At 41.2% G+C, this 24,980-nt stretch carries 21 protein-coding genes and 1 tRNA gene; 9 read left to right on the top strand and 13 right to left on the bottom strand.

Features of this window, described 5'->3' with window-relative positions; translation table 11 throughout:
• Nucleotide 1 precedes the first annotated feature (1 nt).
• On the bottom strand, nucleotides 2-646 hold the full coding sequence (locus QL229_RS09180; protein ID WP_235382906.1) for an alpha/beta hydrolase: 645 nt from the start codon (nucleotides 644-646) through the stop codon (nucleotides 2-4).
• 352 nt (nucleotides 647-998) lie between these two features.
• Here QL229_RS09180 and QL229_RS09175 point away from each other — a divergent pair, with 352 nt between their 5' ends.
• Together QL229_RS09175 and QL229_RS09170 are read left to right on the top strand one after the other, a co-directional pair.
• Nucleotides 999-1,886, top strand: a complete 888-nt coding sequence (locus tag QL229_RS09175; protein ID WP_054551603.1) for a LysR substrate-binding domain-containing protein — start codon at nucleotides 999-1,001, stop codon at nucleotides 1,884-1,886.
• A 55-nt stretch (nucleotides 1,887-1,941) separates the two neighbouring features.
• Nucleotides 1,942-2,706, top strand: a complete 765-nt coding sequence (locus QL229_RS09170) for a YdcF family protein (protein ID WP_138556788.1) — start codon at nucleotides 1,942-1,944, stop codon at nucleotides 2,704-2,706.
• Nucleotides 2,707-2,712: 6 nt separating this feature from the next.
• Here QL229_RS09170 and QL229_RS09165 read toward each other — a convergent pair whose 3' ends face one another.
• The gene (locus QL229_RS09165) at nucleotides 2,713-3,465 is read right to left on the bottom strand and encodes a Nif3-like dinuclear metal center hexameric protein (RefSeq protein WP_138556787.1); all 753 of its coding nucleotides are present in this window, start codon (nucleotides 3,463-3,465) and stop codon (nucleotides 2,713-2,715) included.
• Between the two features lie 150 nt (nucleotides 3,466-3,615).
• On the opposite strand from QL229_RS09165, the gene QL229_RS09160 reads away from it, so the two are divergent.
• Nucleotides 3,616-3,993: a hypothetical protein gene (locus QL229_RS09160; RefSeq protein ID WP_063706001.1), complete on the top strand. Its 378-nt coding sequence runs from the start codon at nucleotides 3,616-3,618 to the stop codon at nucleotides 3,991-3,993.
• A 31-nt stretch (nucleotides 3,994-4,024) separates the two neighbouring features.
• Here QL229_RS09160 and QL229_RS09155 read toward each other — a convergent pair whose 3' ends face one another.
• Complete coding sequence (locus QL229_RS09155) at nucleotides 4,025-4,501, bottom strand: HPP family protein (protein WP_135924172.1); 477 nt, start codon at nucleotides 4,499-4,501, stop codon at nucleotides 4,025-4,027.
• Between the two features lie 100 nt (nucleotides 4,502-4,601).
• Between QL229_RS09155 and QL229_RS09150 the strand changes: the two genes are divergently transcribed.
• Complete coding sequence (locus QL229_RS09150; RefSeq protein WP_138556786.1) at nucleotides 4,602-5,144, top strand: TetR/AcrR family transcriptional regulator; 543 nt, start codon at nucleotides 4,602-4,604, stop codon at nucleotides 5,142-5,144.
• Between the two features lie 54 nt (nucleotides 5,145-5,198).
• Here QL229_RS09150 and QL229_RS09145 read toward each other — a convergent pair whose 3' ends face one another.
• The 6 genes from QL229_RS09145 to QL229_RS09120 all read right to left on the bottom strand — a co-directional run bounded on the left by QL229_RS09145 (nucleotide 5,199) and on the right by QL229_RS09120 (nucleotide 16,223).
• A complete protein-coding gene (locus QL229_RS09145; RefSeq protein WP_138556785.1) occupies nucleotides 5,199-8,384 on the bottom strand; it encodes an amidohydrolase family protein in 3,186 nt (1,061 codons plus the stop codon).
• A 106-nt stretch (nucleotides 8,385-8,490) separates the two neighbouring features.
• The gene (locus QL229_RS09140) at nucleotides 8,491-9,315 is read right to left on the bottom strand and encodes a M90 family metallopeptidase (RefSeq protein ID WP_135924169.1); all 825 of its coding nucleotides are present in this window, start codon (nucleotides 9,313-9,315) and stop codon (nucleotides 8,491-8,493) included.
• 88 nt (nucleotides 9,316-9,403) lie between these two features.
• The gene (locus QL229_RS09135) at nucleotides 9,404-12,304 is read right to left on the bottom strand and encodes a ligand-binding sensor domain-containing diguanylate cyclase (protein ID WP_281546796.1); all 2,901 of its coding nucleotides are present in this window, start codon (nucleotides 12,302-12,304) and stop codon (nucleotides 9,404-9,406) included.
• A gap of 163 nt (nucleotides 12,305-12,467) precedes the next feature.
• Nucleotides 12,468-13,103: a CatA-like O-acetyltransferase gene (locus tag QL229_RS09130; RefSeq protein ID WP_138556802.1), complete on the bottom strand. Its 636-nt coding sequence runs from the start codon at nucleotides 13,101-13,103 to the stop codon at nucleotides 12,468-12,470.
• 148 nt (nucleotides 13,104-13,251) lie between these two features.
• A complete protein-coding gene (locus tag QL229_RS09125) occupies nucleotides 13,252-14,292 on the bottom strand; it encodes a Glu/Leu/Phe/Val dehydrogenase (protein ID WP_135924167.1) in 1,041 nt (346 codons plus the stop codon).
• 404 nt (nucleotides 14,293-14,696) lie between these two features.
• Nucleotides 14,697-16,223, bottom strand: coding sequence for a fumarate hydratase (locus tag QL229_RS09120; protein ID WP_062570698.1), 1,527 nt, complete (start codon nucleotides 16,221-16,223; stop codon nucleotides 14,697-14,699).
• Between the two features lie 181 nt (nucleotides 16,224-16,404).
• Between QL229_RS09120 and pabB the strand changes: the two genes are divergently transcribed.
• From pabB to QL229_RS09105, 3 genes are all read left to right on the top strand, one after another.
• A complete protein-coding gene (gene pabB / locus QL229_RS09115; protein ID WP_138556783.1) occupies nucleotides 16,405-17,748 on the top strand; it encodes an aminodeoxychorismate synthase component I in 1,344 nt (447 codons plus the stop codon).
• 17 nt (nucleotides 17,749-17,765) lie between these two features.
• The gene (locus tag QL229_RS09110; RefSeq protein WP_138556782.1) at nucleotides 17,766-18,344 is read left to right on the top strand and encodes a CoA pyrophosphatase; all 579 of its coding nucleotides are present in this window, start codon (nucleotides 17,766-17,768) and stop codon (nucleotides 18,342-18,344) included.
• Between the two features lie 153 nt (nucleotides 18,345-18,497).
• Complete coding sequence (locus tag QL229_RS09105) at nucleotides 18,498-19,874, top strand: L-serine ammonia-lyase (RefSeq protein WP_135924164.1); 1,377 nt, start codon at nucleotides 18,498-18,500, stop codon at nucleotides 19,872-19,874.
• 55 nt (nucleotides 19,875-19,929) lie between these two features.
• Here the strand turns inward: QL229_RS09105 and cysB are convergent, their stop codons facing one another.
• Nucleotides 19,930-20,907 carry an HTH-type transcriptional regulator CysB gene (cysB, locus tag QL229_RS09100; protein WP_135924163.1) on the bottom strand — a complete coding sequence of 326 codons (978 nt, stop codon included), beginning with the start codon at nucleotides 20,905-20,907 and terminating at the stop codon, nucleotides 19,930-19,932.
• Nucleotides 20,908-21,205: 298 nt separating this feature from the next.
• On the opposite strand from cysB, the gene QL229_RS09095 reads away from it, so the two are divergent.
• On the top strand, nucleotides 21,206-21,964 hold the full coding sequence (locus QL229_RS09095) for a hypothetical protein (protein WP_135924162.1): 759 nt from the start codon (nucleotides 21,206-21,208) through the stop codon (nucleotides 21,962-21,964).
• 38 nt (nucleotides 21,965-22,002) lie between these two features.
• Here the strand turns inward: QL229_RS09095 and QL229_RS09090 are convergent, their stop codons facing one another.
• Entirely contained in the window at nucleotides 22,003-23,295 is a 1,293-nt protein-coding gene (locus QL229_RS09090; protein WP_168246726.1) for an NCS2 family permease, read from the bottom strand.
• Between the two features lie 121 nt (nucleotides 23,296-23,416).
• Here QL229_RS09090 and QL229_RS09085 point away from each other — a divergent pair, with 121 nt between their 5' ends.
• On the top strand, nucleotides 23,417-23,881 hold the full coding sequence (locus QL229_RS09085) for a sel1 repeat family protein (protein WP_135924161.1): 465 nt from the start codon (nucleotides 23,417-23,419) through the stop codon (nucleotides 23,879-23,881).
• A gap of 23 nt (nucleotides 23,882-23,904) precedes the next feature.
• On the opposite strand, the gene QL229_RS09080 is transcribed toward QL229_RS09085, so the two are convergent.
• Together QL229_RS09080 and QL229_RS09075 are read right to left on the bottom strand one after the other, a co-directional pair.
• Complete coding sequence (locus QL229_RS09080) at nucleotides 23,905-24,624, bottom strand: helix-turn-helix transcriptional regulator (protein WP_135924160.1); 720 nt, start codon at nucleotides 24,622-24,624, stop codon at nucleotides 23,905-23,907.
• A 279-nt stretch (nucleotides 24,625-24,903) separates the two neighbouring features.
• Nucleotides 24,904-24,980, bottom strand: a tRNA-Asp gene (locus tag QL229_RS09075).

Here is a 24,980-nt window from a genome sequence, read left to right as displayed (position 1 = left end):
GTTAATCCTTCAGCCACTTCTTAATTGGTAACAGCCACTCATCTTTTGGCTTATAAAATGCACCATGGGAGAGCCCCGTATTGATGCTTAGTTCTTCGAACTTAGTTACTGCACTTCTATCAATTAAAAACTGGCAAGAGCCAACCTGATCTGAGCGTTCAAAGATAGAGTAAACCTTGCCGTAAGCTTTAACTGATGAGTTCTTTTTTATTAGGCCAGCACAACCTGCCAATATAACTAAGTTAATATGTGTGCGTTTAAGCTCATTGGCTGCCAGTATCGACAATGCCCCACCCCGTGAAAAACCAACCAAACTAATATTCGACTCATCAACACCGGCGCTGATCAATGCTTCAACATCTGCAGCAAGTTTTTTCGCAAATGCAAATGGTTCAGTGTCTTTTGGCCTGTGATAGGCAATTAAATGATAACTATCATCTGCAAGTGCTTCTTTTACCGAAATAAAGTCATAAACACCAAAGGTTTTGTGAACAGGCTTAGGGTTTTTACCTTCGACGATAAAACCATGGGAATAAAAAACATAGTGCTCATGCGGATCAATCTCTGTTGGAAACTGGCTGTAAATAGTGCCAGCGAGAGCAGGCATAACCCAACAAGCACAGGTTAAAAGTAGTGTACGTAACACTGGTATCCCTTTGAAAAATAAAATCGTACTGATTGCACGATAATAACAGTTTTAAAAATAATATCTTAGTTGTAAGTCAGGTCGCTTTGCCTAAGTGAGAAGTGAGTTAACCCTAATCAAAAACCTAAAGAGATCTCCAAAAACCAACTTGAGGTATATTCATAGCTTTTTGATATAAGTTAAGTAAAAAAACAATGACAGCGATGTCAATTGACAGTAAAAAAACGTATTGTAAAAAAACAGTTAAAGCAACCACTAACTTTAGACGTCTAGACGTTGAAAAAACAAATTCTTAAGCGTACTATGTTCGTAATCTGAGTTTGGCTCACATTTTTCATGAGATTTTTTAAAGATGATTGATATAAAGCACCTAAAAACCATAGCGACCCTTAAAGAGACAGGCTCTTTGGTCAATACCGCCCGCGAGTTGTTTTTAACTCAATCGGCTTTATCACATCAAATTAAAGATCTCGAGAATAAGCTAGATTGCCAACTGTTCGAACGTAAGACGCAGCCTGTGCGTTTTACACCGCAAGGCATGTTACTGCTGGAGCTTGCTAATGAGGTTTTACCGAGGGTTGAAGCGACAAAGTGTCGTTTAAAAGAAAGCCTGAATCAGCCAATTTCAAATTTACGTTTAAGTGTTGAGTGTCATGCATGCTTTCATTGGTTGCTACCAACTATCAAAGAATTTAATAACTTTTGGCCTGATATCAAAATTGATTATGAGCGCGGCTTTAGTTATGACGCCATTCCAGATTTAATTAATGATGAGTTAGATCTTGTGCTGACTTCTGATATTCGTGAACCCGATCAGCTTGAGTATGCTCACCTGTTTGATTTTAAATTAAAATTAATCGTTGCACCGGATCATGAGTTGGCAAAAAAAGCCTATGTCACCGCCCTTGATTTAAAAAACGAAACTATTATTTCGTACCCTATCCCGCGAGAGCGCCAAGATATCTTTAAACATTTTATTCAAAATGCACGCTTTGATGGCACGCTTAAAACGGTTGACCAAGGTTTATTGATTTTCCAATTAGTGAGCGCTGGAATGGGTGTTGCAGCATTACCAGATTGGCTAGTCACCCCTTATGAAAGCCAAGGACTCATTAAGTCGATTCCGTTAGGTGCACTTGGCCTTACTCGCCCTATGTATTTAGCGATGAAAAAGAATATGAAAGATAACCCTGTTTATCGCCACTTTTTAAATACGTGTAAGCAAAATAACGGTCGCTAAAGAAAGGCAAAATAATTAACATAGCTGCATCTGTTACAAACAATAATGCTGATACATGTTTGAAATTAAAAAGATCATTGGCTCATTATTAATGCCCCTGCCGTTGCTCGGGCTGCTTACTTTAGTGATGGTATTTTTAGCCATTGCCCATAAACGCAAAGCACTCTACTTTGGCTTTGCTAGCATTTTAAATTTAATGCTGATAAGCACGCCATTTATTGGTCAGTCACTGATAGCTGCAAGCAATAACCCTGCATGGCAATTTAACCAAGCAAAACACCCTAAACTCGATAATATTGTGGTACTTGGCTGCTCTATAATGCCCAACTCTCGCCTTGCCGCTAATCACCAGTTAGGCGATTGTGCGCTTGCTCGATTACTTGAAGGTGTTAAGCTTGCCCACCACTACCCAAACGCCACTCTCTATGTATCAGGGGGCGGTTTTGCTAACACCACCAATAGCCAGCTCATGTTTGAAACAGCAAAAGCGCTCGGCATTAAAGGCGCCCGAATTAAGCAAAATCCCCTCGCTATGGATACCGCTGAAGAAGCGAAGCGACTTGCCATTTATTTAGTCGATAAAAAAACAGCCCTAGTCACCTCAGCAAGCCATATGCCGCGAGCAAAAGATTTATTTAATGCACAAGGTGTTGATGTGATCCCTGCGGCAACTGACTTCCAAGATTTTAGTCAGTATCCGACGTATAAGCAGTTTATACCTGATGATGATGTACTGGTTGCCGTTACCAGAGTCGCTCATGAAAAAATTGGCAGTGCTTGGGTAAGTGTGCGCCGCTGGATTGATCCAGAGGCGCTGTAGACTTAATCAGACTGGATTGTCGATATCGATAAACGTTACATCAAAACCATGCTGCTCAGCTAAAAGTTCGCCTAAGGCTTTAATGCCATAACGCTCAGTAGCATGGTGTCCTGCTGCAAAAAAGTCGATGCCTTGCTCGCGTGAACTATGAATCGTTTGCTCAGAGGCCTCACCAGTAAGATAAGCATCAATCCCTTGAGCAGCCGCTAAATCAATATACCCTTGGCCACCCCCGGTGCACCAAGCGATGGTTTCGATTTTTTCTTTTCTGACCAAACTAGTTAATGGTGCTCTATTAAGTACTTTCGCAATTTTATCGGCAAATTCTTCACCGCTTAGTGGTGTTTTTAAACGCCCTTTTACCGGCACACTATTTGGGCCAGACTCAAGCCCACCAGTGAACTCAATACCAAGTAAATTTGCCAATTGTGCGTTATTACCAATGTCAGGATGAATATCTAGCGGTAAGTGATAGCCATATAAATTAATATCATTATTTAAAAGCGCTGCAATACGGCGTTTTTTCATGCCCGTGATTGGCTGCGACTCTCCTTTCCAGAAATAGCCATGATGTACCAAAATCGTATCTGCATTTTCTGCAATAGCGGCATCAATCAATGCTTGGCTAGCTGTGACACCCGTCACTATCTTTTTTACTTCACTCGCCCCTTCAACTTGTAAGCCATTTGGGCAAAAGTCAGCGATAGAATCAGGTTTAAGAATGTCGTTTAATAATTGAGTAAATTGTTTGCGTTGCATATGAAAATCGTCCTTCAACCCTCTATTTTGTGCAAATTTTGGCGTTTATGAGTGAAAAATGGAAGGAAAATCGCAAAAAATTGAAAAGTAAGCTGAAAATAGGTATAAATATATATTCTTAATCTGTGTTTACAACGTATAGGGTCTCTGATGAGCAAACTAGACAAAACAGAAGTGTTAAATGCCTTCGAAGCAGCATACGAAGCAGCGAATGGTAAGAAACCTGAAATCACTACAAAACCTGGTTGGTATAGCATCGATGGTGGCAAAAACTTGCGCCTTGCTGATGTTGCAGCGCTGACTGAAGAGCTCACTTCTGGTAAAACAGCTGAGCCTAAAGCAGAAGAAGCACCAAAAGCACCAGCGAAAAAAACCAAAACTAAAACCGCTGCACCGGCTAAAACAGCTAAGAAAGCACCGTTTACTGTTGTTACAGCAAACGATGATGGTTACAAAGCTGAAGAGCTTTGGATTGTTAACCTAGCTGAAAAAGACCACGATTGTCGTTTACCGCGTGGTGTTGTGTAATCTCATTACACTCATTCATTTTAAAAAACCGCTACTCGTTAGCGGTTTTTTTATGACTATTCAATTGGTTGCTTAATATCCATTGACTTAAATAGCCAAACAACACAATAAATACCGTTCCGATTAATACGGGCATCACTAAAAAATCCCAGCTTTGCATAGATTGCATTATCAAAATTGGGTTTGCGCCTGCCGCTGGATGTACGGTATCTGTCAACATCATTAGGCTAATTGCCAGTCCTGTTGCTATAGCAATTTCAACAGCCCCTACACCGACATAATTTACAAATACAACACCGATTAAGGCAGTCAAAAGATGCCCACCGATAACATTCTTCGCTTTCGCAAGCGGACTGTGTGGCACACCAAACACTAGCACCGCTGTTGCTCCAAAGGGTGCCATCAACCACACACCGTAATGTCCTAATTGCTGTAAATAGGCCAATACAAAAATTGCCATACAAGCAAATATACCTGCAATAGCCGCTTTGCTTACTTTATTATCCATAAACCCTCCGAAAAGTAGACCGACTTGTCTACCCAGCAGATAGTAGACAAGTCGGTCTACTTCTGTCAAGCTATCATTAATCACCAATTGAGGCCTTGTTATGGATAAACGAACACATATTATTTTGACCGCCTTGTCACTTTTTTATCAAAAAGGCATTCATAGTGTGGGAATAAACGAAATCATTAGTGTGGCGGGTGTCGCCAAAAAAACCATGTACCACCATTTCGCAAGTAAAGATGAATTATTACTCGCGTGCCTCAGTGAGCGACATAATAGGTTTATACATTGGTTAACGCATGCCACCAGCAAGCAAACCACTGTTGAAGAGTTTAAAGCAACGTTGATCAGCTGCCATGAAGCTTGGTTTAATTCTGAAGTAACAGAATTAGGTGATTTCAATGGCTGTTTATTTATTAACACTGCTGCTGAATTTGCTGATCCTGCAAGCCCGATAAATCAAGCCTGCAAAGAGCATAAAATGGCAGTACAGCAGTTAATTAAAAAGCGCTTATCAGCATGTAATAACATGGAAAGCTCGCAGCTAGACTCGCACAGCCACTATTTGATGACGCTTGTAGAGGGCATGATCTGCCAAGCAAAACTAGTAGGAATTAAACAGTTTCCTCATTTAAAGCAATAACTAAACAATAAAAAAGCGGCACAATGGCCGCTTTCAGTTTAGATTTTCGCTTTGTTAGATTTCTTCAAAATATAACTTTTCGCGTTTTTTCTCACCCACTTCGTTCATGGTTGCAGCATCAAATAAACGACCATTGATCATGGTGTAATCGATTTTATCTGTATCACGAATGTTAGTTAGCGGGTTACCGTCAATAACAACTAAATCGGCAAGTTTACCCGGCTCAAGAGAACCGATATTTTTATCAAGGCCGATGTATTTAGCAGGATCTAAAGTTGCAGCACGAATAGCTTGAAGTGGCGTCATACCACCTTGCGCAAACATCCAAATTTCCCAATGTGCTGCTAACCCCTCACGTTGACCATGAGCACCTAAGTTTACTAACACACCTAAGTCTTGCAGCTCTTTTGCAACACGGGCATTGTTAAAGTGGTTATAGTGATGATCGGGCGCCTTAACACGGCGCATTGAGCGAGGTAAAAGCTGATTCTTTGGTACAAACTTACTTAAGCGCGGGTGATTCCACACATCGGTCTTATCGTACCAATAATTTTCCCCCCAAATACCACCGTATGCTACACCCAGTGTCGGCGTATAACCTACATCACTTTGTGACCAAAGCTGGCGAATATCATCGTAAATATTGGCAACAGGAATTGAGTGTTCAATACCCGTATGACCATCAACTACCATGGTTAAGTTGTGCTGTAGTAATGAACCGCCTTCTGGCACAACCATCATTTCAAGTTCGCGGCCTGCTTCAATAACTTGCTGGCGCTGTTCACGACGTGGTTGGTTATATGATTTAACACTAAACGCCCCTACTTTCTTTAAACGCTCAAGGTGGAATTTAGCATCTTCTAACGAATCAATATGCGATGTATAACCTGGCATATTCGCACCATATAAAATGGTACCCGTTGAGAAAATACGAGGAGCGACAATTATGCCCGCTTTTTGCATTTCGCTTGCAGCAAAAATCTCAGTGGTATCGTTTGATGGATCGTGAATCGTTGTCACACCTAACGCTAAGCCCGCTAAGTTCTTCCAGTTTTGCTGTGGAATGATCTCATCGCTGCCTTGCGAGCCGTGAGCATGCGCATCAACAATACCCGGCATAACCGTCTTACCGGTTACATCAACTACTTTTGCGCCTTTAGGAATAGCAACACTGTCTTTACTGCCAACCGCTTTAATATGCTTACCATCAGTAACAATAACGCCGTTTTCAATAACCTGCTCACCGTTCATGGTGATAATACGTGCGCCAGTTAACGCAAATACTGATTTAGGCTCGGCCATGGTTTTTGTAAAACCGATGTTATCGCCGCTTTTAACTTTAAAGTCAGTCTCTGCATTTTTGTTAATATCAAATAAACCCGCTAAGCTTGCATGATATAACTCTGGGCCTAGGCTCCAATAAAGTTTATCGCTTGTGCCACTCCAGCTAATGTTTTCACCTGCGCGAACAGAGAGCTGCTCAATTGGGAATTGACTATCTTTCGGGCCAATATTAATGGTTTTGCCACGCTCAACAAATGGTGTAACAAATACTTTAAAACGCTCTGCAAACGCTAGGTATTGACCATCTGGTGATACTCTAAACTCTGTTGCATGCTCTGACTCATAAAGTTTGCGAACTTGTTTTGATTCAAGCTCAACAACGCTCAATGTTGGTTTTGGCCAAGGGCTCATCACATAAATTCGGTCATTCGCTGCACCAAATTGCGGCTGATACCCTGATTTAGTGATAAGTGTTGAATTACCGCCTTTAGCACTTACTGAGTAAATACCTGGCTCTAATGACCATGTTGGATTAAGGATACTGCCGCCAGACGCTTTACGGTAAACAACCGTTTTGCCATCTGGGCTAAATGTTGGCTCTACATATTTACCCGGCTCTTTAGTAATGGTATCGCCACGACCACCACGTGCAGACACAACGCGTACTGAGCCCTGCTCGTTGTCATCCCATGTGCTGTAAACAATCTTCTTACCATCACGAGAAAACTGCGGGAATAATTCAAAGTGATCGTCTTGCTTAGTCAGACGCTTTACTTTGCCTGACTCTAAATCACGCTTATAAATATGACCAAGCGCCTCAAAAATAGCTGTTTCACCATCTGGTGAAATTTGTACATTACGCAGCATTTTCACATCAAAATTATCGCTATCGATGTTTTGTGTAAAGCGCACTGCTTTTTGAATTTGCTTATTGGTTTCAACTTTAAATGGAATAGTCGAGACAGACTTATCATCCACATCTAACTTATGGATTGACCCTCCCGCCCAAAAGACCAGTTGTTCGTTGTCTGGTGTCCAAGCAATTGTCGGGTATACGCCATGAATAGCCCATGTTTCTTGCATATCGCGTTCAAGCTCACCATAAAGCTTTGTATGCTCACCGGTATGGAGATCATATAAATACAAGCTTGTTTGGAAATCATCACGCTTGATATACGCAAGTTTTTTACCATCTGGTGAAGGTGTCGGTCGTATAGCCCCACCCATACCATCAATAATTGTTTCAATCTCGCCGGTTTCACGGTCGTAGCGTTTAATTTTATAAATGCCCGCTACAGAGTCTTTTGAGTAATGGAATGTTTTACCCGGCGTTGCATCATGAGAGAAATAAACATAACGACCATCAGGTGAGAACATTGGCTCGCCTAAGTCTTTTTGGTCGTTCTCGCGTGCAGTTAGTTGCACCCCCTTGCCACCCGCTTTGTGGTAAAGCCATACTTCACCAGCACCTAAAGAGCGGCTTGCAGTAAAGTGCTTACGAGCAACTAAATAGTCGCCATCTGGGCTCCAAGCTGGGCTATTTAACAAGCGGAATGTTTCGTTGGTTACTGCCTTTTGGTTTTCACCGTTTACATCCATAACCCAAATATTGTCACCACCGCCTTGGTCTGAAGTAAACGCAATGTGCTTACCATCAGGGCTAAAGCGTGGTTGCATTTGCCATGCAATATCACTGGTTAATTGCGTTGCAGTACCACCCGACATTGGCATGGTATAAATATCGCCGAGTAAGTCAAACACCACTGTTTTACCATCAGGGCTAATATCAACATTCATCCACGTGCCTTGCTCAACACTAATTTTAGCGTCTAGGAATTGGCCTTTTGGTGTATCTACTTGCCATTTGTCATCACTTGATTGCTCAGTTGCAGCCACTTGCCCTGATAGAGCAAGTGAAATCGATACAGCAAGCGCTGTATGAAGCATTTTCTTCATTGAAATCTCACTTTTTATTGTTTTGCTTATATGCACACTTTTAAGATTGCACCAAATAGCATAGCAAGATTCCAGCAATACGTGTTAAACAGACGTAAATAGACGACTAATGCCACGCAATCGGATCAAACTGATAAAAGCCAACCAGTAAATGATAAATTTCTGGGTCAAACTGCCTGAGTTCTGCAGGTTTTTCTAAAAAGGTTTCGGTGATAACAGCAAAAAACTCGGCCTCATTAGTTGCCCCGTAACTGTGAATAACATGAGGCATGCCATAGGCTAAGTGGGTTTTGAGTTGATTAAATGCGCGGCTAAATACTTTCGCCCATTTTTGGTAATCCTCATTACTCGAAAGCAATGGCGTGCCTGTGGTTTGCCCTGTTTCTTGGTCGAGTTGATGAGCAAATTCATGAAACACCAAATTATGTCCATCACTTGGTAAGCGATTGCCCTCAAGAACATCATGCCAGCTCAGTACTAAGGTTCCACCCGGCCAAGACTCTCCTTGGCGCACGGTATTGTGATAGCTTACGAGCCCTGCATTATCGCGGGAGGTTTGCGGCGCATAATAAGCGCTTGGATATAAAAGGATCTCTTTTACATTGCGATACAGGGGCCAAGGTTTATTAAGCACTAAAACACAGGCATCGGCCGCTACAATCAGCTTCATTGCATCATTAAGTTTAAGGCCATCACAGCCAATAAAGTGCTTTTCATTTAAAAACCAGACAATGTGACGCTCCAGCTTTTCACGGTCTGCATCCGTCATCTTTTGGTAGATGGGCATATAGTTTAATAGCAGTTTTTTTTGCTGAGCATTGAGGGAGTAATTAAGGTATTTTTTCTGCCAAAAGTGGTTACGGATGTCATCCCAGCGCCAATAACAGACAATAAATATAATTAAAAAAACTAACAACAACAGGTTTAGCATTACTAACGCCTAAAAAACAGTCTTGTTACTTTAATGTGTGCAAACCAAAAAAGATCAATTGTTTGCACACTTTTTATTTTCAAAAACCTTAACTTGGTGTCATGCAACCCTTATTATGCATGAAAACCCTGTTGCGGCCGCTATTTTTAGCACTGTATAAGGCATTGTCTGCATTAGATAGTAATCGATCATAGTCAGTGACTTTTGAATTATCTGCAACACCAAAGCTCACCGTAACACATAGTCCTGTTGCGATATCAGCAAAGTCATAGTCAGCTATCTGTAAACGTATGTTTTCACACAACAGTGCTGCTTGTTCAGCATTTTTGTGCGGGAATAGTAAGGTAAACTCTTCACCTCCCCATCGTGCAGCATAGCCTTCATCTGGAAAATTCATTTGTAATAATCGTGCGATTTCACAAATCACCTTATCACCGATTAAATGAGAGAAATCATCATTAATCTGTTTAAAGTGATCAATATCCATAATCGCAATACTGAGCGCTTTATCCTCATCTTGAAACTGGTTAAAGTTATTTGCTAACCAACTATCAAAGGCGCGTCTATTCGGTAATTGTGTTAATTGGTCATGGTTTGCTAAGTGGGCAAATGCATCAGCTTGTGTTTTTAGTTCATGCATTTGCTGTTCAACTTTTTCCGTTAATTCAATTTCAATTCGCTTATAGTGATATAGTCGATATTTATAAATGATATACGCGGTAAAAAGAACGGCAATTAAGATAAATAACTTAAAGCTGGTTTTTTGCCAAAAATAAGGAGCAATTTTAAAATGCAATACTTGCTCATTATTTTGCCAATCACTATTTGGGTAGCCTGCGCGCACTTTAAAGGTATATTCACCTGGCGGTAAATTTGTGTACTCGGTAATGGTCAGACGCCCCCGGTCTACCCATTGTTGATTGTACCCACTTAATTGAGTTTGATAGTTAAGCCGAGCAGGCATAATAAAACTAAGCCCTGCGTAATTAAAAGACACTCGTGAGACACCTGCCGGCAAACTAATAAAATCAGTATCAGAAGTCAAAGGGATTGATTTACCATCTACCTCAAAACTTTCTATTACAGTCGATAAACGGCGTTTACTAGCCTCTTTTAAGCGCTCTGGTGCTGCAATAGCAACGCCCTTAGCGGTCGCAACCCATATTTGACCATCAGAGTGTATTACCGCAGCGGGGTTTGAGCCACCATTCGCTTGCGCACTTAGCATGCCATCGCCTTCGTCATAAAGCTGCATGGAAACGTCCATTGGTTTAGCTGGGTTATCTAATAACGTATTGAGTTGTGCTTTGTTAACCTGAATGACACCGCGATTACTGGTAAGCCAAAGTGAATCACCTTGTTCAATCACTTGGAACAGTTTATCAACTGGTAAACCTTGCTCTCGGCCAAACAAACTCATTTGATCTGTGCTGAGGTTGTAGCGAACTAGCCCTCGGTCTGTGGCGAGCCACATTTTATCGCCATCCAAATAAAAGCCGAATGCATACTCAGTGCTAAACTGATCAGGAAATTTTAATGAGCTGATTTGTCCAGAAGCTGAATCTAAGATAGATACGCCAACGCCTGTGCCAATCCAGATATTGCCATAAGCATCTTCAGCAAGGGCCATGATAAAGTCGCCAGCTAAACCATCGACTGTTGTATATGAATATGTTTGCCCTGAGGTATCTATTTTAGTTAACCCACCTGCAGTCCCAACCCACAAGTTATCAGACGAATCAAATAGCACCGCGCGAACTTCGTTACTAATAAGACCATTACTTCGATTTTTAACGGGATAAATTTTGTTATCTGCAACTTTCATTAAACCCGCAGTATAAGTACCAAGCCAAACACCTCCCTGTTTATCTTCGGTAAGGCTTAACACTGATAAAGGGTCTTTGTCGTTAACTTGTTCAAGCGTTGTTAACTCACCATTCTCAATACGATTTAAGCCGTTACTACTGCCCACCCATAAGCTGCCATCTGAGTGAGAGAGCACTGTACGAACATAATTTGATGCCAGACCTCTACTCTTGTTCCAATTTGTAAAAGGGGCTTCTCTTAATCGAAATAAGCCCGCGTTAGTTCCGACCCAAATGCTTTTTTCACGATCTTGCATTAGCGATAAGATGCGATTATTTGGTAAACCATCGTCAGCGGCTAAATTTTCTAAACCCAATTCACTTAACCTAAACACCCCTTTATTAATGGTACCAAACCATAAATCACCATGTGCATCTTCAAGTAAGCTCGAGATAGATTCTTTATTAAGGACGAGGTCAACAGAAGTGAACTTGTCTTGTTGCTTTTTCCATACACCTTTTTCGGTGCCTACAATTAAGGTACCCGAATTAGTTAGTAGTAAAGTAAACACGGAGGCGTCCGGCAACCCTGAATCTCGGCCAACCTTACTAACCTTGTTATCTATAATTTGATACAAGCCATCACTGGTTGCCGCCCAAATAACGCCCTCTTGGTCTTGCAACAAGCGATAAACACTCAGTTTATCAAGTAGTTTTTGTTCAGGTGCATGCTCTGTGGCCCGATAAGCAATCCCCTCTCCTTCGAGGGCAAGCCAAATCTCACCTTGTTCAGTTATAAGTGCATGATTTATCATAGCTGACGATGTTGCTAAAGCGCGCCATTGCCCTTGAGTTCGCTGTGCAATACCACCTCGTGCACCAACTATATATAAATCACCATTATCCATCGGAATAAGGCTACGCAATCCAGAGTCAGGTAAGCCGGGAATTTCTGTACGGGTAAAAAGTTTAAATTCACGGCCATTGAAACGAGCGAGCCCTTCCCAAGTTGCTATCCAAATATAACCGTCATTTGTTTGTGTAACTGAATTTATGCTGTTATGTGGAAGGCCTGCCGGTGTACTCCAAGTCTCGGTAAAATAATCACTGAGAGAGAGGCGTGCAGAATCTGCAAAAGCATTGAAACACAAGAAAAGTAAAATACAGCTAACTACCCGCACCATAAACTAAGACCCTGATATTTATTATCATTCTTTTCAGTGATGTAGTTTTATAGGTTCAGGGTTAAGCAAAACCCTGAATGGAACCAACTTACTTAATTAAGCGAATTGCTAAAATACTACATTAGTTGCAATTTTTACTTACTTTAATCACATTTAGCAACAATCAATTACAAAAATTTGTAATTTTTTCTTGTAGTACCTTCAAAAACTGCGCTACATGAAGTCCATCCATCAAGGCATGATGAACGTCAATCGACAGAGGCATTTTTCCAGTTTTTGAATCAAACTGGCCGAATACAAACTTAGGAATACCAAGTCCGTGACCTTCACTTACCGCATGCGAAAAACCAGTAAAGTTTAACCATGGTAGCACTGAGATATGAATTAGGTCTGGCTGCCCTTCTGTTGCAGCAAATGCATCAGAGAAAAAAGCTTGTACTTTACTGTTTTTTCCCACTTCAATAGCATGTTTAGAAAACGCTTCAATCGACGCCTGTTTTTCAAAATAACTAAATCGGAACGTATCATCATCAGCAAGCTCAACCACACTCCCTCGTACCGATGACAGTTGTACCGGTAGAGAATCTATAATACGTTGCCGCATTGGGGCGTAGTCATGACACGCTTCCAAAGTAAGGTATACATATGTATGAAAAAATGAGTACGGCGATTTTTTACATTTTTCATAAAGCGAAGCCATATCAAGCGAAACACAGACATTAAAATAAGGTAAAGAAAATTCACTGAAAAAAGCAAAATGTTGCTTTCGAGGCCAAGAATCTAAATCAATCGGTGTGATTTCACAAAGTGCTGTATCCATAAGAGACCCTCGAAGAATAAAAATCGAGTTTAACGAGTTAAAATGGCTTCGTCACTTAGTTGCGACAAATTACGAGCACAAAAAAAGGTGCGACCTGCGCACCTTTTCGAACAACTTATTTAATTAATTATAAACCGTTTTCGATGATTTCTAATGCTAGTTCATCGGCAATTAAATGTGTTGATTTTTGTTCTTTCTCTGAGCGAGCAAAGATTTCAGTTAAGGTATCGTAAATACCTTCAACGTGCTTAGTTGAAGCTTCTGCACTATAACCTTCTGGCGCAGTTTCGTAGTAAACGTTGATAATACCACCAGCGTTAATAACGTAATCTGGCGCATATAAGATACCTTTTTCACGGATGATCTCACCGTGACGAGACTCTGCTAATTGGTTATTCGCACAACCAGCAATAATCGTTGCTTTTAAGCGAGGGATGGTATTATCGTTTACCGTTGCGCCCAGTGCACACGGTGCATAAACATCAACATCTAAGTCATAGATTTCATCAATACCAACAGCCGTTGCATTGAAGTCATTTACAACACGCTCAACAGCTTGCTCGTTGATATCTGTTACAAATAATGTTGCGCCCGCCTCATGTAGGTGCTTACAAAGGCCGTATGCCACTGCACCTAAACCTTGAACAGCTACTTTGATGCCAGCGAGGTCTTGATGACCACGTTGATGCTGTAAAGCAGCTTTAATACCTAAGAATGTACCGTATGCCGTAAATGGTGATGGGTTGCCACTTTTACCTTCAAGGCCTAATACATAGTTGGTTTCTTTATTCATGATAGCCACATCATCACAGGTGATGTTTACATCTTCAGCTGAATAGTAGCTACCGCTTAAACGCTCTAGTTGGCGACCAAATGCACGGAAAAGTTGCTCTGATTTAATTTCTTTAGCATTACCGATGATCACTGACTTACCGCCACCAAATGGTAAACGTGCTACAGCATTTTTATACGTCATACCTTTTGATAAACGAAGTGCATCTGTTACAGCATCTTCATCTGTTGTGTAATCCCACATTCTGCAACCACCAACAGCTGGACCTAACTTGGTATTGTGAACCGCGATAATAGCTTTTAGGCCTGATTCTTTATCTGAACAAAATACCACTTGCTCGTGGTTATCAAAGTCGACTTTATTAAATACAGCCACAGTTAAATACTCCGAAATTTTCTTACCCTAAGGGGTGTGAGCGCTGAAATTGCCGAGACTTTATCACTTCATATGCTCGCTTACCACTATATGAGATGATAAAACTAAGCAAAGTTCAATGACAGAAATAACAACTCAAAAAACAACTTATAAAAGAAAAAATATACCAACCAAAGTTTGAATTGAGCATTGTTAATTCAAAACAAAATATTAACATCACCAACTTTATTACGTGAACGTAAAGGTAAAGTATAGCGTAAAGAAAAAGTGACAAGGAAAATGTGCCGATAAAGCCAAGTAGTATCTGCTTTTTAAGGGCATGCAGAGAAAATAGCCGAGACTGGTCAGAGCTGAAAAAAAACGGCGCAGATGCGCCGTTTTTTATTAAAAGACTTACAGGATGATTATTTTAATTTACCATCAAGTTCTTCGATTTTTGCTTTCCAAATAGCAGGGCCTTGTGTATGCGCATTCGCACCTTCGCTATCAACAGCAACCGTTACTGGCATATCTTCTACTTCAAACTCGTAGATTGCTTCCATACCTAAATCTTCAAAAGCCACTACACGTGCTTTTTTGATTGCTTTAGATACAAGGTAAGCTGCACCACCAACCGCCATTAAGTAAATAGACTTATTGTTCTTGATTGATTCAACTGTTGCAGGACCACGCTCTGCTTTACCAATCATACCGATGATGCCAGTGTTTTCTAACATCATATCAGTGAATTTATCCATACGTGTCGCAGTTGTAGGGCCTGCAGGACCTACCGCTTCATCACCTACTGCATCAACAGGGCCAACGTAGTAGATAAACTTGTTATCAAAATCAACGCCTTCAGGTAAACCTTCACCTGATTGGATCATATCTTGTAAACGTTTATGTGCTGCGTCACGACCCGTTAAAATAGTACCAGACAGAAGAACCGTTTCACCCATCTTCCATTCTTGCGTGTCTTCTTTAGTCAGTGTGTTTAAATCAACACGACGTGTACCTTCACCTACTTCAAACGTAACTTCTGGCCAATCTTCAAGTTTAGGCGCTTTAAGATCAGCTGGGCCTGAACCATCTAACGTGAAGTGAACGTGACGAGTTGCTGCACAGTTCGGGATCATTACTACTGGTTTTGATGCTGCATGAGTCGGTGCAGTTTTGATTTTCACGTCAACAACTGTTGTTAATCCACCCAGACCTTGTGCGCCAATACCTAATTTGTTTGCACGTTCGAAGATATCGATACGCATTTTTTCTTCAGTTGTTTCTGCGCCACGCTCAATCAGCTCATGAATATCAACCGGATCCATTAATGATTCTTTAGCAAGTACCGCGGCTTTTTCTGCAGTACCACCAATACCTATACCTAGCATGCCAGGTGGACACCAGCCCGCACCCATTGTTGGTAATGTTTTTTCAACCCATGCAGCCACATCATCAGATGGGTTAAGCATAACCATTTTCGTTTTATTTTCTGAGCCGCCACCTTTAGCTGCCACCATTACTTCAACTTCAGCGCCTGGCACTAAGTCGATATGAACAACTGAAGGTGTGTTGTCTTTGGTGTTTTTACGCGTACCAGCAGGGTCTGCAACAATTGATGCACGTAACGGGTTATCTGGGTTTAAGTATGCGCGACGTGTACCTTCATCAACCATTTGCTGTACAGTCATGTCTGTTTTATCCCACTTAACATCCATACCTACTTTTACAAAACAGGTAATGATACCGGTATCTTGGCACAGTGGACGTTTACCTTCAGCAGACATACGAGAGTTAATTAAAATTTGCGCAATGGCATCTTTTGCCGCTTTGCTTTGCTCTTTGTTGTAAGCTTTTTCTAAGGCTTGTACGAAATCGAGAGGGTGATAAAAAGAAATGTATTGCAATGCATCTTCAATGCTATCAATGAAGTCTTGCTGACGAATTGTACTCATTACGGGTTCCTTAAGTTTTTATCGCGTAGCGCTGTACGTGATCCTGAGTAAACCGGTGACGAAGATTTACTCTACGGGTTAGTCATGGCATCACTATAAAGGAAATCATAACGCTGCCAATCAAATTTAACTTATGATACCCTCCCCGCCCGTTTCGGGCTAGTTATTCAGGGCAATGTAGATGATAAACGATGAAAATTTGTGCATTAAATTAGATTTAAGCGGTGATTGCATCGCGCTATTTACTCATTTTGCTCATTTGCCCCATGCCGTGTTGCTTGATTCAGCTAACAGTGAACATGTAAATAGTCGCTTTGATATCATTGCCATTGCGCCGCTAAAGCAATTAGAGGTGCGCGAAAATCAGTGCTTTATCGACGGTAAGCAACAATCGAGTGATTGTTTTAGTTTAATGAAAGCGGGTCTTCAGGAATTTAATCACGCACCAAGCACGAATAACCTACCTTTTACGGGTGGTTGGCTTGGCTATTTTGGTTATGATTTAGGCCGTGTGATTGAAACCATGCCGAGTAATGCCGAAAACGACATTAACATGCCGCAAATGGCTGTTGGCCTTTATCCTGATGCCCTTATTTTTGATAAGCAACAACAAAGCTGGTTTTACGTTTGTCAGCCAAATCACAATCGCTTAGCGCTATACCAGCAGCATCTAAACAAAACGCCAGCAAGTGCAGAGTTTGCGCTGCAAAGCGACTGGCAGTCAAACATGAGCAAAGCAAGCTACAGCGAAAAGTTTGAGAAAATTCAAGCTTATTTAAAAAGCGGTGACTGTTACCAGATCAACCTTGCACAACGATTCAAAGCTGAGTTTTCAGGTTCAACATGGCAAGCCTATAAACAACTTCGAGAAGCGAATAAAGCACCGTTTTCAAGCTATATCAATCACCCAGATGGCGCTATTTTATCTATTTCACCAGAGCGCTTTATCTCGATAAATCAAGGGCAAATTGAAACCAAGCCGATTAAAGGAACCCTGCCACGCTTAGCTGACTCAGAGCAAGACCAAGCGCAAGCAACTCGCTTACAACAATCTGAAAAAGATCGTGCAGAAAATGTCATGATTGTTGACCTATTACGCAACGATTTAGGCAAAGTGGCTCGTCCTGGTAGTGTGACCGTACCATCGCTATTTGCCATTGAAAGCTTTCCGGCTGTGCATCATTTAGTAAGTACTGTGCGCGCAGAATTAGCCGAGGGTAAAGATGCCGTTGACCAAATTCATGCCGCTTTTCCGGGCGGTTCAATTACCGGAGCACCGAAAATTCGCGCTATGGAAATTATAGAAGAGCTCGAACCACATCGCCGTAGTGTGTATTGTGGTTCAATTGGCTATTTAAGTGCCTGTGGCAATATGGATACCAGTATCACAATTCGTACTTTAGTGTGCCATCAAGGTGCTATCTATTGTTGGGCTGGCGGTGGCATAGTGGCTGATTCAAAGGTCGACTTGGAGTACCAAGAAACTTACGATAAAGTAAATAAAATACTGCCTTTATTAAAGTAAAAGTTGAAGTAAAAGCCTTGAATAGTCAGCAAATAATTGCCCGCTTTAGTTTAAGTCAAACCACAGAGCGCCCTACCACCATTCGCTTTAATGCCGAAAAGCGTGCCAGTGCCGTAATGCTCCCTCTGCTTGATGTTAATGACGAAGCGCATTTATTGCTGTGCAAACGACCAAGTTATTTACTTCATCACCCGGGGGAGATTTGCTTACCGGGTGGTAAGTATGAAGAGCAAGATGACACTTTAATGCACACTGCCCTTCGAGAGCTTAATGAAGAGCTCAACATTGCGACACATCAAGTGACTGTTCACGGTAAATTACACCAGTATGCGACTCTAACTGGTTTCACTATTGAACCATTTGTTTGTGTACTTAGTAAAGGCACTACATGGCAAGCAGATCCTAATGAAGTGGCCGCCAGTTTTTTGCTACCGATATCACATTTGAGCAACCAGCAAAATTGGCAACCTCTCCCTTTTGAGCGCAATGGCAAAACCATCATATTACAGGGCTTGATGACCCCGCATGGCCTACTTTGGGGAGCAACCGCGAGCATAATTAACAACTTTATCAAGCAGCTCGCCCTACCAGTTTAATTATCCTGCTTTTAGGGTTACACAGCCACATAGAAACGTTATCATGTGGCACCGTTCAAAGACAGATATACCTTCCCCTAAGTTACTGAGCAAAGTATGTAAAGGGGACTACATTTTAGGTATAGCGTTTAATAGGAAAATGAGTAGCAAATTATGATCAGTGCATTCGATATGTTTAGTATTGGTATTGGCCCATCGTCATCTCACACAGTTGGCCCAATGCGCGCTTCGCGTTTATTTGTAAACGAATTAGAAGAAAAAAACATACTTACAAACGTCACCGATATTAAAGTAGAGCTGTTTGGTTCATTAGGCCAAACGGGCATTGGCCATGGCTCAGGTAAAGCCGTGATCTTAGGCCTTGCCGGTTATGATCCAGAAACCATTGATGCTGATTTAGTCGATGATATTCTCGCGAAAATCGAAAAAGAACAGGTTATATACTTAAACCAAAGCCATAAAGCTAATTTCCCAAAGCAAGGTGCGATTGTATTCCATCGTCGTAAAACATTACCTAAGCATTCAAATGCGATGGAAATCATTGCGAGCCAAAATGGCGAAAAACTTTTTAGTAAGGTGTATTACTCAATCGGTGGTGGCTTTATCGTAAGTGATGAAGAGTTCGAGAACGAAAAACAAAAAGCGCTCGAAATCCGTGAAGAAAACCCAGCACCTTACCCATTCAATACAGCTAAAGAGTTGTTAGAGCTGTGTCGCGAATCAGGGTTTAGTGTATCAACGCTTATGATGCATAACGAAAAAACCCTTCGTAGTGAAAAAGACATCAAAGATGAGCTGTTTAATATTTGGCAAGTCATGAAAGCCTGTATTGAACGTGGTATGCGCACAGAAGGGATTTTACCGGGCGGCTTAAAAGTAAAACGTCGCGCACCTAGCTTACACCTTAAATTAAATATTGAGGTTAACAACGACCCGCTTCGCGCTATGGATTGGGTTGATTTATTTGCCCTTGCTGTGAACGAAGAAAATGCAGCTGGCGGCCGTGTTGTTACCGCACCAACCAATGGTGCTGCAGGTATTTTACCAGCGGTATTGATGTATTATCACACTTTCATTAAAGAAGTAGACCGAGATATTGCCACCCGTTATTTATTAACAGCTGCGGCAATTGGTATTTTGTATAAAAAGAATGCCTCAATTTCGGGTGCTGAAGTAGGTTGCCAAGGCGAAGTGGGGGTTGCTTGCTCAATGGCAGCGGGCGCACTAACTGAAATAATGGGTGGTAATGTTGTGCAAGTTGAGAACGCTGCTGAAATCGGCATGGAGCACAATCTAGGTCTTACCTGTGACCCTGTTGGTGGTCTTGTGCAAGTACCGTGTATTGAACGTAATGCGATGGGTGCTATAAAAGCAATCAATGCGTCACGCCTTGCAATGCGTGGCTCTGGCGAGCAAAAAGTGACCCTTGATAAGGTAATTAAAACCATGCTCGACACAGGTAATGATATGAAAACCAAATACAAAGAAACCGCTCGCGGTGGCTTGGCGGTTAATATCATCGAGTGTTAATTTACAGCACGTCTTCAGCACATAAAAAAGCCGCTTTAAAGCGGCTTTTTTATCTCTATTTTACTGGTAACTCAATATTTTCGAAGAGCTTATCAACATCTTCTTGGTTACGTAATAAACTTGCTCGCTCAACTAACTCTTTAGTTAAGTGTGGTGCAAAACGCTCGATAAAGTCATACATGTAGCTGCGTAAGAAACTGCCTTTTCTAAAACCAATTTTAGTGGTACTGGCTTCAAATAAGTGGCTTGCATCAATACACACCAAATCATTATCAGTTACTTGGTCAATGGCCATTGATGCTACAACCCCCACTCCAAGTCCTAAACGCACATAGGTTTTGATTACATCCGCGTCCGTTGCAGTAAATACAATATGCGGCTCAAGCCCATGAGCATTAAAAGCTTTATCTAATTCAGATCGACCTGTAAAACCAAACACATAAGTTATAAGGGGATATTTAGCAACATCTGCAACTGTTAAGTTATCAGCCTTTTGCGCCAGTGGATGTGTTTTTGCAACAACGATACTGCGATTCCAGTGATAACATGGCAGCATCACTAGATCAGAGTACAAATGCAAAGCCTCTGTTGCAATGGCAAAGTCTGCGTCACCGCGTGCTGCGGCGTCTGAAATTTGCTGCGGCGTACCTTGATGCATGTGCAACGATACTGCAGGGTATTTTTTCATAAAGCCCTGAATAACATTGGGTAATGCATAACGTGCTTGGGTATGTGTTGTAGCAATGTTTAGCTTACCTTGATCCGGTAAAGTATGTTCATTGGCAACCGCTTTAATACCCTCAACTTTTGATAGTATCTCGCGTGAAATATTAATAATTTCGTTACCCGCACTGGTTACGTGCGTAAGGTGTTTACCACTACGACCAAAAATTTGTACGCCGAGCTCATCTTCAAGCATACGTACCTGCTTTGAGATCCCCGGTTGAGAAGTAAATAAACTTTCTGCTGTCGCTGAAACATTTAGTTTATGATTTTGGACTTCGACTATATATCTGAGTTGTTGTAATTTCATGGCTGCATTGTAAACGTTGTTATTGTTTATTTATAAAGGCTGCAAAGCGCAATGCCAAGTGATATTTCATCGCGCTATACTTTTATATCGATTGTTTCTAAGGCTAACACAATAAATTACTGCTCGGTAGCCGTGTTTACTCGCAAAATATTCAATAAAGATGCTGCTTTAACGCTATACTCATTAAAAAGTAGTAAACATCAGAAGTTTATTCTAGATAAGTAACCGCAAAACTATCCAGATCTAATCTTTTTAATGTAAGATAAAAAAATTAGATAGTTAAAACTGAGATTTAGTAATGATTGTTTCTATCATCATCATGCTCATTGTTGCATTAATCGTAATCGCACTGTGGGTAAGTGCTGTGCAGCAACACAAAGAAAAACAAGAAGCTGAGCGCCGCAAAGAACTAACAAAACAAAAAAAAATTATCGAAGAGGCAGAAGATGTACTTCTTAACAGCACAAACATCCCTATGTCTGAAAACACCTTACGCATTATTCAACGACGTATTTATGATGCACTAGCAAGCATGGTGCAACTTTCGCCAAACTCAAGAGAATTAAAAAATCGTTTAAAAGAATCAAAAGAACGCTTAACCGCTCCTCTCGAAGTCAACAACACAGAAGCGTTAGTATTACCAGATAACGACAAACAACTTATTTCACTTATCCAGGGTATAAAGAAACTGCGTACCTTACTTCGCTCTGAACATGGTAAAGGCAAAGTCGATAGCCAAGTTTTTGTTGCCGAAGATAAACGTTTAGAAAAACTTCAATTACGTATTAATGTCGAAAGCCAAATTAAGCGAGGTATGTCTGCTCGCTCTGCCAATATGGTTGGCTCTGCGAGACAATACTTTGAAAAAGCACTCGCAACACTATCATCTGTTAGTTATAGCGATGAATATGTTAATAGTAAAAAACAAGAAGTTGAGAATTACTTAGAAGCGATAAGCTCTGAACTGAAAGCATCTAATGCAACATCACTTAAGAAAAAAGCAGAGCAAGAGCAAGACGACTTAGACGTGTTATTCGCACCAAAGAAAAAGTGGTAAACCACTTTTTCTTTGTGCTTTCTTTATTTAGTTGGTGTTTAAGATAAAAACGCGAACTTAACAATAAATAATGCTGTTAACACCCACACACTGATACTGATTTCATCTTTTTTACCACATACCAACTTCACCGCAGTATACGAAATAAAACCCAGTGCGATACCGTGCGCAATCGAGAAAGTTAACGGCGTCATTAATAATACCACGCTCACTGGAATGGCATCTGTCATATCATCCCAATTTACCAGCTTTAAGTTTTGCATCATTAAAACAGCAACATACAAAATCGCACCTGCCGTTGCATACGCAGGGATCATTCCGGCTAGTGGTGCAAAGAACATCATTAACAAGAAACAAATACCCACAACAACAGCAGTAAGACCTGTACGACCACCTACAGACACACCCGCTACAGATTCAATGTATGACGTTGTCGTTGAAGTACCAAGCATTGAGCCTGCAATCGTTGCTGTGCTGTCGGCACTTAACGCACGACCTAGGCGTGGCATTTTACCTTGCTCATCAGCAAGACCTGCCTTTTGCGTTACAGCAACCAAGGTGCCTGAAGTGTCAAACAAATCAACAAATAAGAAGGCAAAGATTACCGTTAACATTGAAATTTCTAATGCTGCAGCAAAATCCAGTTGCATAAAGGTTGGCGCAATTGAAGGTGGCATTGAAATAATCCCTTGATACTCCACTAGGTCTAAGCCAAGGGCGATAGCCGTAACCAATAAAATGCTAATTAGCACGCCGCTTTTCATGTCGCGGTATAGAAGAGCCGCAATAACAAAAAAGCTAAAGATAGCCAGTAAAGGACCTGGAGCTGTGATATCGCCTAACTGCACTAAGGTTGCAGGACTTGCTACAATAATACCGGCATTTTTTAGTGCAATAAGCGCTAAGAAAGCACCAATACCTGTGGCAATCGCACGCTTTAATACCAGAGGGATCGCATCAATGATCCACTCTCGCACCTTAAATAGGCTTAAACACAAAAATATACAGCCAGACATAAATACTGCACCAAGTGCGGCTTGCCAAGTGTAGCCCATACCAAGCACTACACCATAGGTAAAGAACGCGTTTAAGCCCATACCCGGTGCCAGTGCTAATGGATAGTTTGCCCATAAGCCCATGATAAAACAGCCAATTGCAGCAGCAATACAAGTTGCTACGAATGCGGCACCTTGATCCATTCCCGCTTCAGCAAGCATTGCAGGGTTAACAAATACAATGTAAACCATGGTAATGAATGTTGTGATGCCAGCAATAGTCTCGCGGCGCACAGAGGTGTTATTTTCAGTGATTTTGAAAAGTCTTTCGAACATGTTTAACTTTAAGTTGAGATTAATTGGCTAATTTTATCATATTTTATCTCAATAAGAGGACATTTTACCTTGCAATGTTCTAAACTAATAAGGTCTTTTATTTCAAGAAAATAACTAAACTATGTCTGATAATTCGCCAGTAGGCTTAGATTTAGAGCAACAGCTTGATAATGTACTTGCCTTTATAACCCAACCCGATAAAGGGTCGGCGCCAGATAAAAGTACTCAATCTGTTGAAAACGTACTAAACAAAGCTTTGTATTATTTAAAAAATGAACAGCCTCCCCTTGCTGCCAAATGGATGCGTTTAGCTGCTATGGCGGGTAATCATAGGGCACAATTTTATATGGGGCTGTTTTTCATCAAAGGGCAAGGTGTGCCGCACAGTGTATTTCATGGCGCGGTGTGGCTAAGTCTGGCAAGTAGTCAGGGTTATGAGCCTGCAACCGCAGCACTTAACGACCTTCGAAAACACATCAGTACGCGCCGATTACAAGACGCGCAAAGCTATGCAGCTACCCTATATGAACAAATCCACCAGCAGCAATTTGCACATTTAATTCCTCGCGATCCTGACGCCAGCTAACACGCGTCAGGTTCTACAACTCATTAATGCTGTCTTGTCAGTTTACTCTCAAATGTTATGAGACCTGCACCAACTACAAACAATAAGATACCTATAAACTCAAGCCACACATGGCCTTTATGGGGCTTGATAATAGGTGTTTTTGAAGTAAGGCTATATAAACGCCTGCCTTGCTCGCCAGATTCTACAAACGAAAAACCTTTATAGTCCGCTGAGATAATAAATTTAAAATCATGCCTGCTAATCATTTCACGACGTTTAGCATCTATTTTCTCGCTGCTTTGTTCTACGAGCATACGCCAATCATGAAAAATGCCATCTGGTTCATTATCTTTCACCACACCATATGATTTGTACTCATAGAATTTTGTATTGAATAGCTTTTCTTGATGCCCTAAATAAAACATGGCACAGCCTAGCGCACTTAACAGTATGGCAATATAGACGAGTGAACGCTGCTTAATGAATTGCTTATTACTTTGTTGCTTATACCAAGCTTCAATGTCAGGCACATTAATCAACCGAGCTTTATCTACAGAATGTTTTAATGGCTCCATAAAGTCGCAAATTGTTAGATTGAGCGCCGTTAATATTGAACGAAATGTGTCATTTGAAGGCACTGATTTATCGTTCTCAAGTTTTGAAAGGTAACTTTGCTCTATTCCAACTTGCTCTGCAAATTCTGGTTGGCTCAGTTTTAGCTCACTGCGATAGTGTTTTAGTTGTGTTCCGAATGTACTCATAACGCATTTCCTTTTTGTTGTGGAGCCGCCATTCTTTGCTATTCATGCAGATATAAAAAGCTGAATAAATAGGAATAATGAAGAATATTAGCAAGATAGGATGAAAGATACGAGATACGAGATACGAGATACGAGATACGAGATACGAGATACGAGATACGAGATACGAGATACGAGATACGAGATACGAGATACGAGATACGAGATACGTTGTCAGTATAAGTAAATAGTAAGGTGTGATGTAAAGACTTATCTAATCATTTGTTTGAGGAAAACAAATGGCGGAGTGGACGGGACTCGAACCCGCGACCCCCGGCGTGACAGGCCGGTATTCTAACCAACTGAACTACCACTCC

Source organism: Pseudoalteromonas sp. PAR1 (assembly GCF_947311895.1).
Taxonomy (GTDB): Bacteria; Pseudomonadota; Gammaproteobacteria; order Enterobacterales; family Alteromonadaceae; genus Pseudoalteromonas; species Pseudoalteromonas lipolytica_C.
Note: the sequence above shows the minus strand (reverse complement) of the source record. Positions and strands in the feature narration are given on the sequence as shown.

Excerpts from the sequence above, each read along its gene's own strand:
- QL229_RS09175 (WP_054551603.1), top strand. The coding sequence starts at position 999 with ATGATTGATATAAAGCACCTAAAAACCATAGCGACCCTTAAAGAGACA.
- QL229_RS09170 (WP_138556788.1), top strand. The coding sequence starts at position 1,942 with ATGTTTGAAATTAAAAAGATCATTGGCTCATTATTAATGCCCCTGCCG.
- QL229_RS09165 (WP_138556787.1), bottom strand. The coding sequence starts at position 3,465 with ATGCAACGCAAACAATTTACTCAATTATTAAACGACATTCTTAAACCT.
- QL229_RS09160 (WP_063706001.1), top strand. The coding sequence starts at position 3,616 with ATGAGCAAACTAGACAAAACAGAAGTGTTAAATGCCTTCGAAGCAGCA.
- QL229_RS09155 (WP_135924172.1), bottom strand. The coding sequence starts at position 4,501 with ATGGATAATAAAGTAAGCAAAGCGGCTATTGCAGGTATATTTGCTTGT.
- QL229_RS09150 (WP_138556786.1), top strand. The coding sequence starts at position 4,602 with ATGGATAAACGAACACATATTATTTTGACCGCCTTGTCACTTTTTTAT.
- QL229_RS09145 (WP_138556785.1), bottom strand. The coding sequence starts at position 8,384 with ATGAAGAAAATGCTTCATACAGCGCTTGCTGTATCGATTTCACTTGCT.
- QL229_RS09140 (WP_135924169.1), bottom strand. The coding sequence starts at position 9,315 with ATGCTAAACCTGTTGTTGTTAGTTTTTTTAATTATATTTATTGTCTGT.
- QL229_RS09135 (WP_281546796.1), bottom strand. The coding sequence starts at position 12,304 with ATGGTGCGGGTAGTTAGCTGTATTTTACTTTTCTTGTGTTTCAATGCT.
- QL229_RS09120 (WP_062570698.1), bottom strand. The coding sequence starts at position 16,223 with ATGAGTACAATTCGTCAGCAAGACTTCATTGATAGCATTGAAGATGCA.
- pabB (WP_138556783.1), top strand. The coding sequence starts at position 16,405 with ATGATAAACGATGAAAATTTGTGCATTAAATTAGATTTAAGCGGTGAT.
- QL229_RS09105 (WP_135924164.1), top strand. The coding sequence starts at position 18,498 with ATGATCAGTGCATTCGATATGTTTAGTATTGGTATTGGCCCATCGTCA.
- cysB (WP_135924163.1), bottom strand. The coding sequence starts at position 20,907 with ATGAAATTACAACAACTCAGATATATAGTCGAAGTCCAAAATCATAAA.
- QL229_RS09095 (WP_135924162.1), top strand. The coding sequence starts at position 21,206 with ATGATTGTTTCTATCATCATCATGCTCATTGTTGCATTAATCGTAATC.
- QL229_RS09090 (WP_168246726.1), bottom strand. The coding sequence starts at position 23,295 with ATGTTCGAAAGACTTTTCAAAATCACTGAAAATAACACCTCTGTGCGC.
- QL229_RS09085 (WP_135924161.1), top strand. The coding sequence starts at position 23,417 with ATGTCTGATAATTCGCCAGTAGGCTTAGATTTAGAGCAACAGCTTGAT.
- QL229_RS09080 (WP_135924160.1), bottom strand. The coding sequence starts at position 24,624 with ATGAGTACATTCGGAACACAACTAAAACACTATCGCAGTGAGCTAAAA.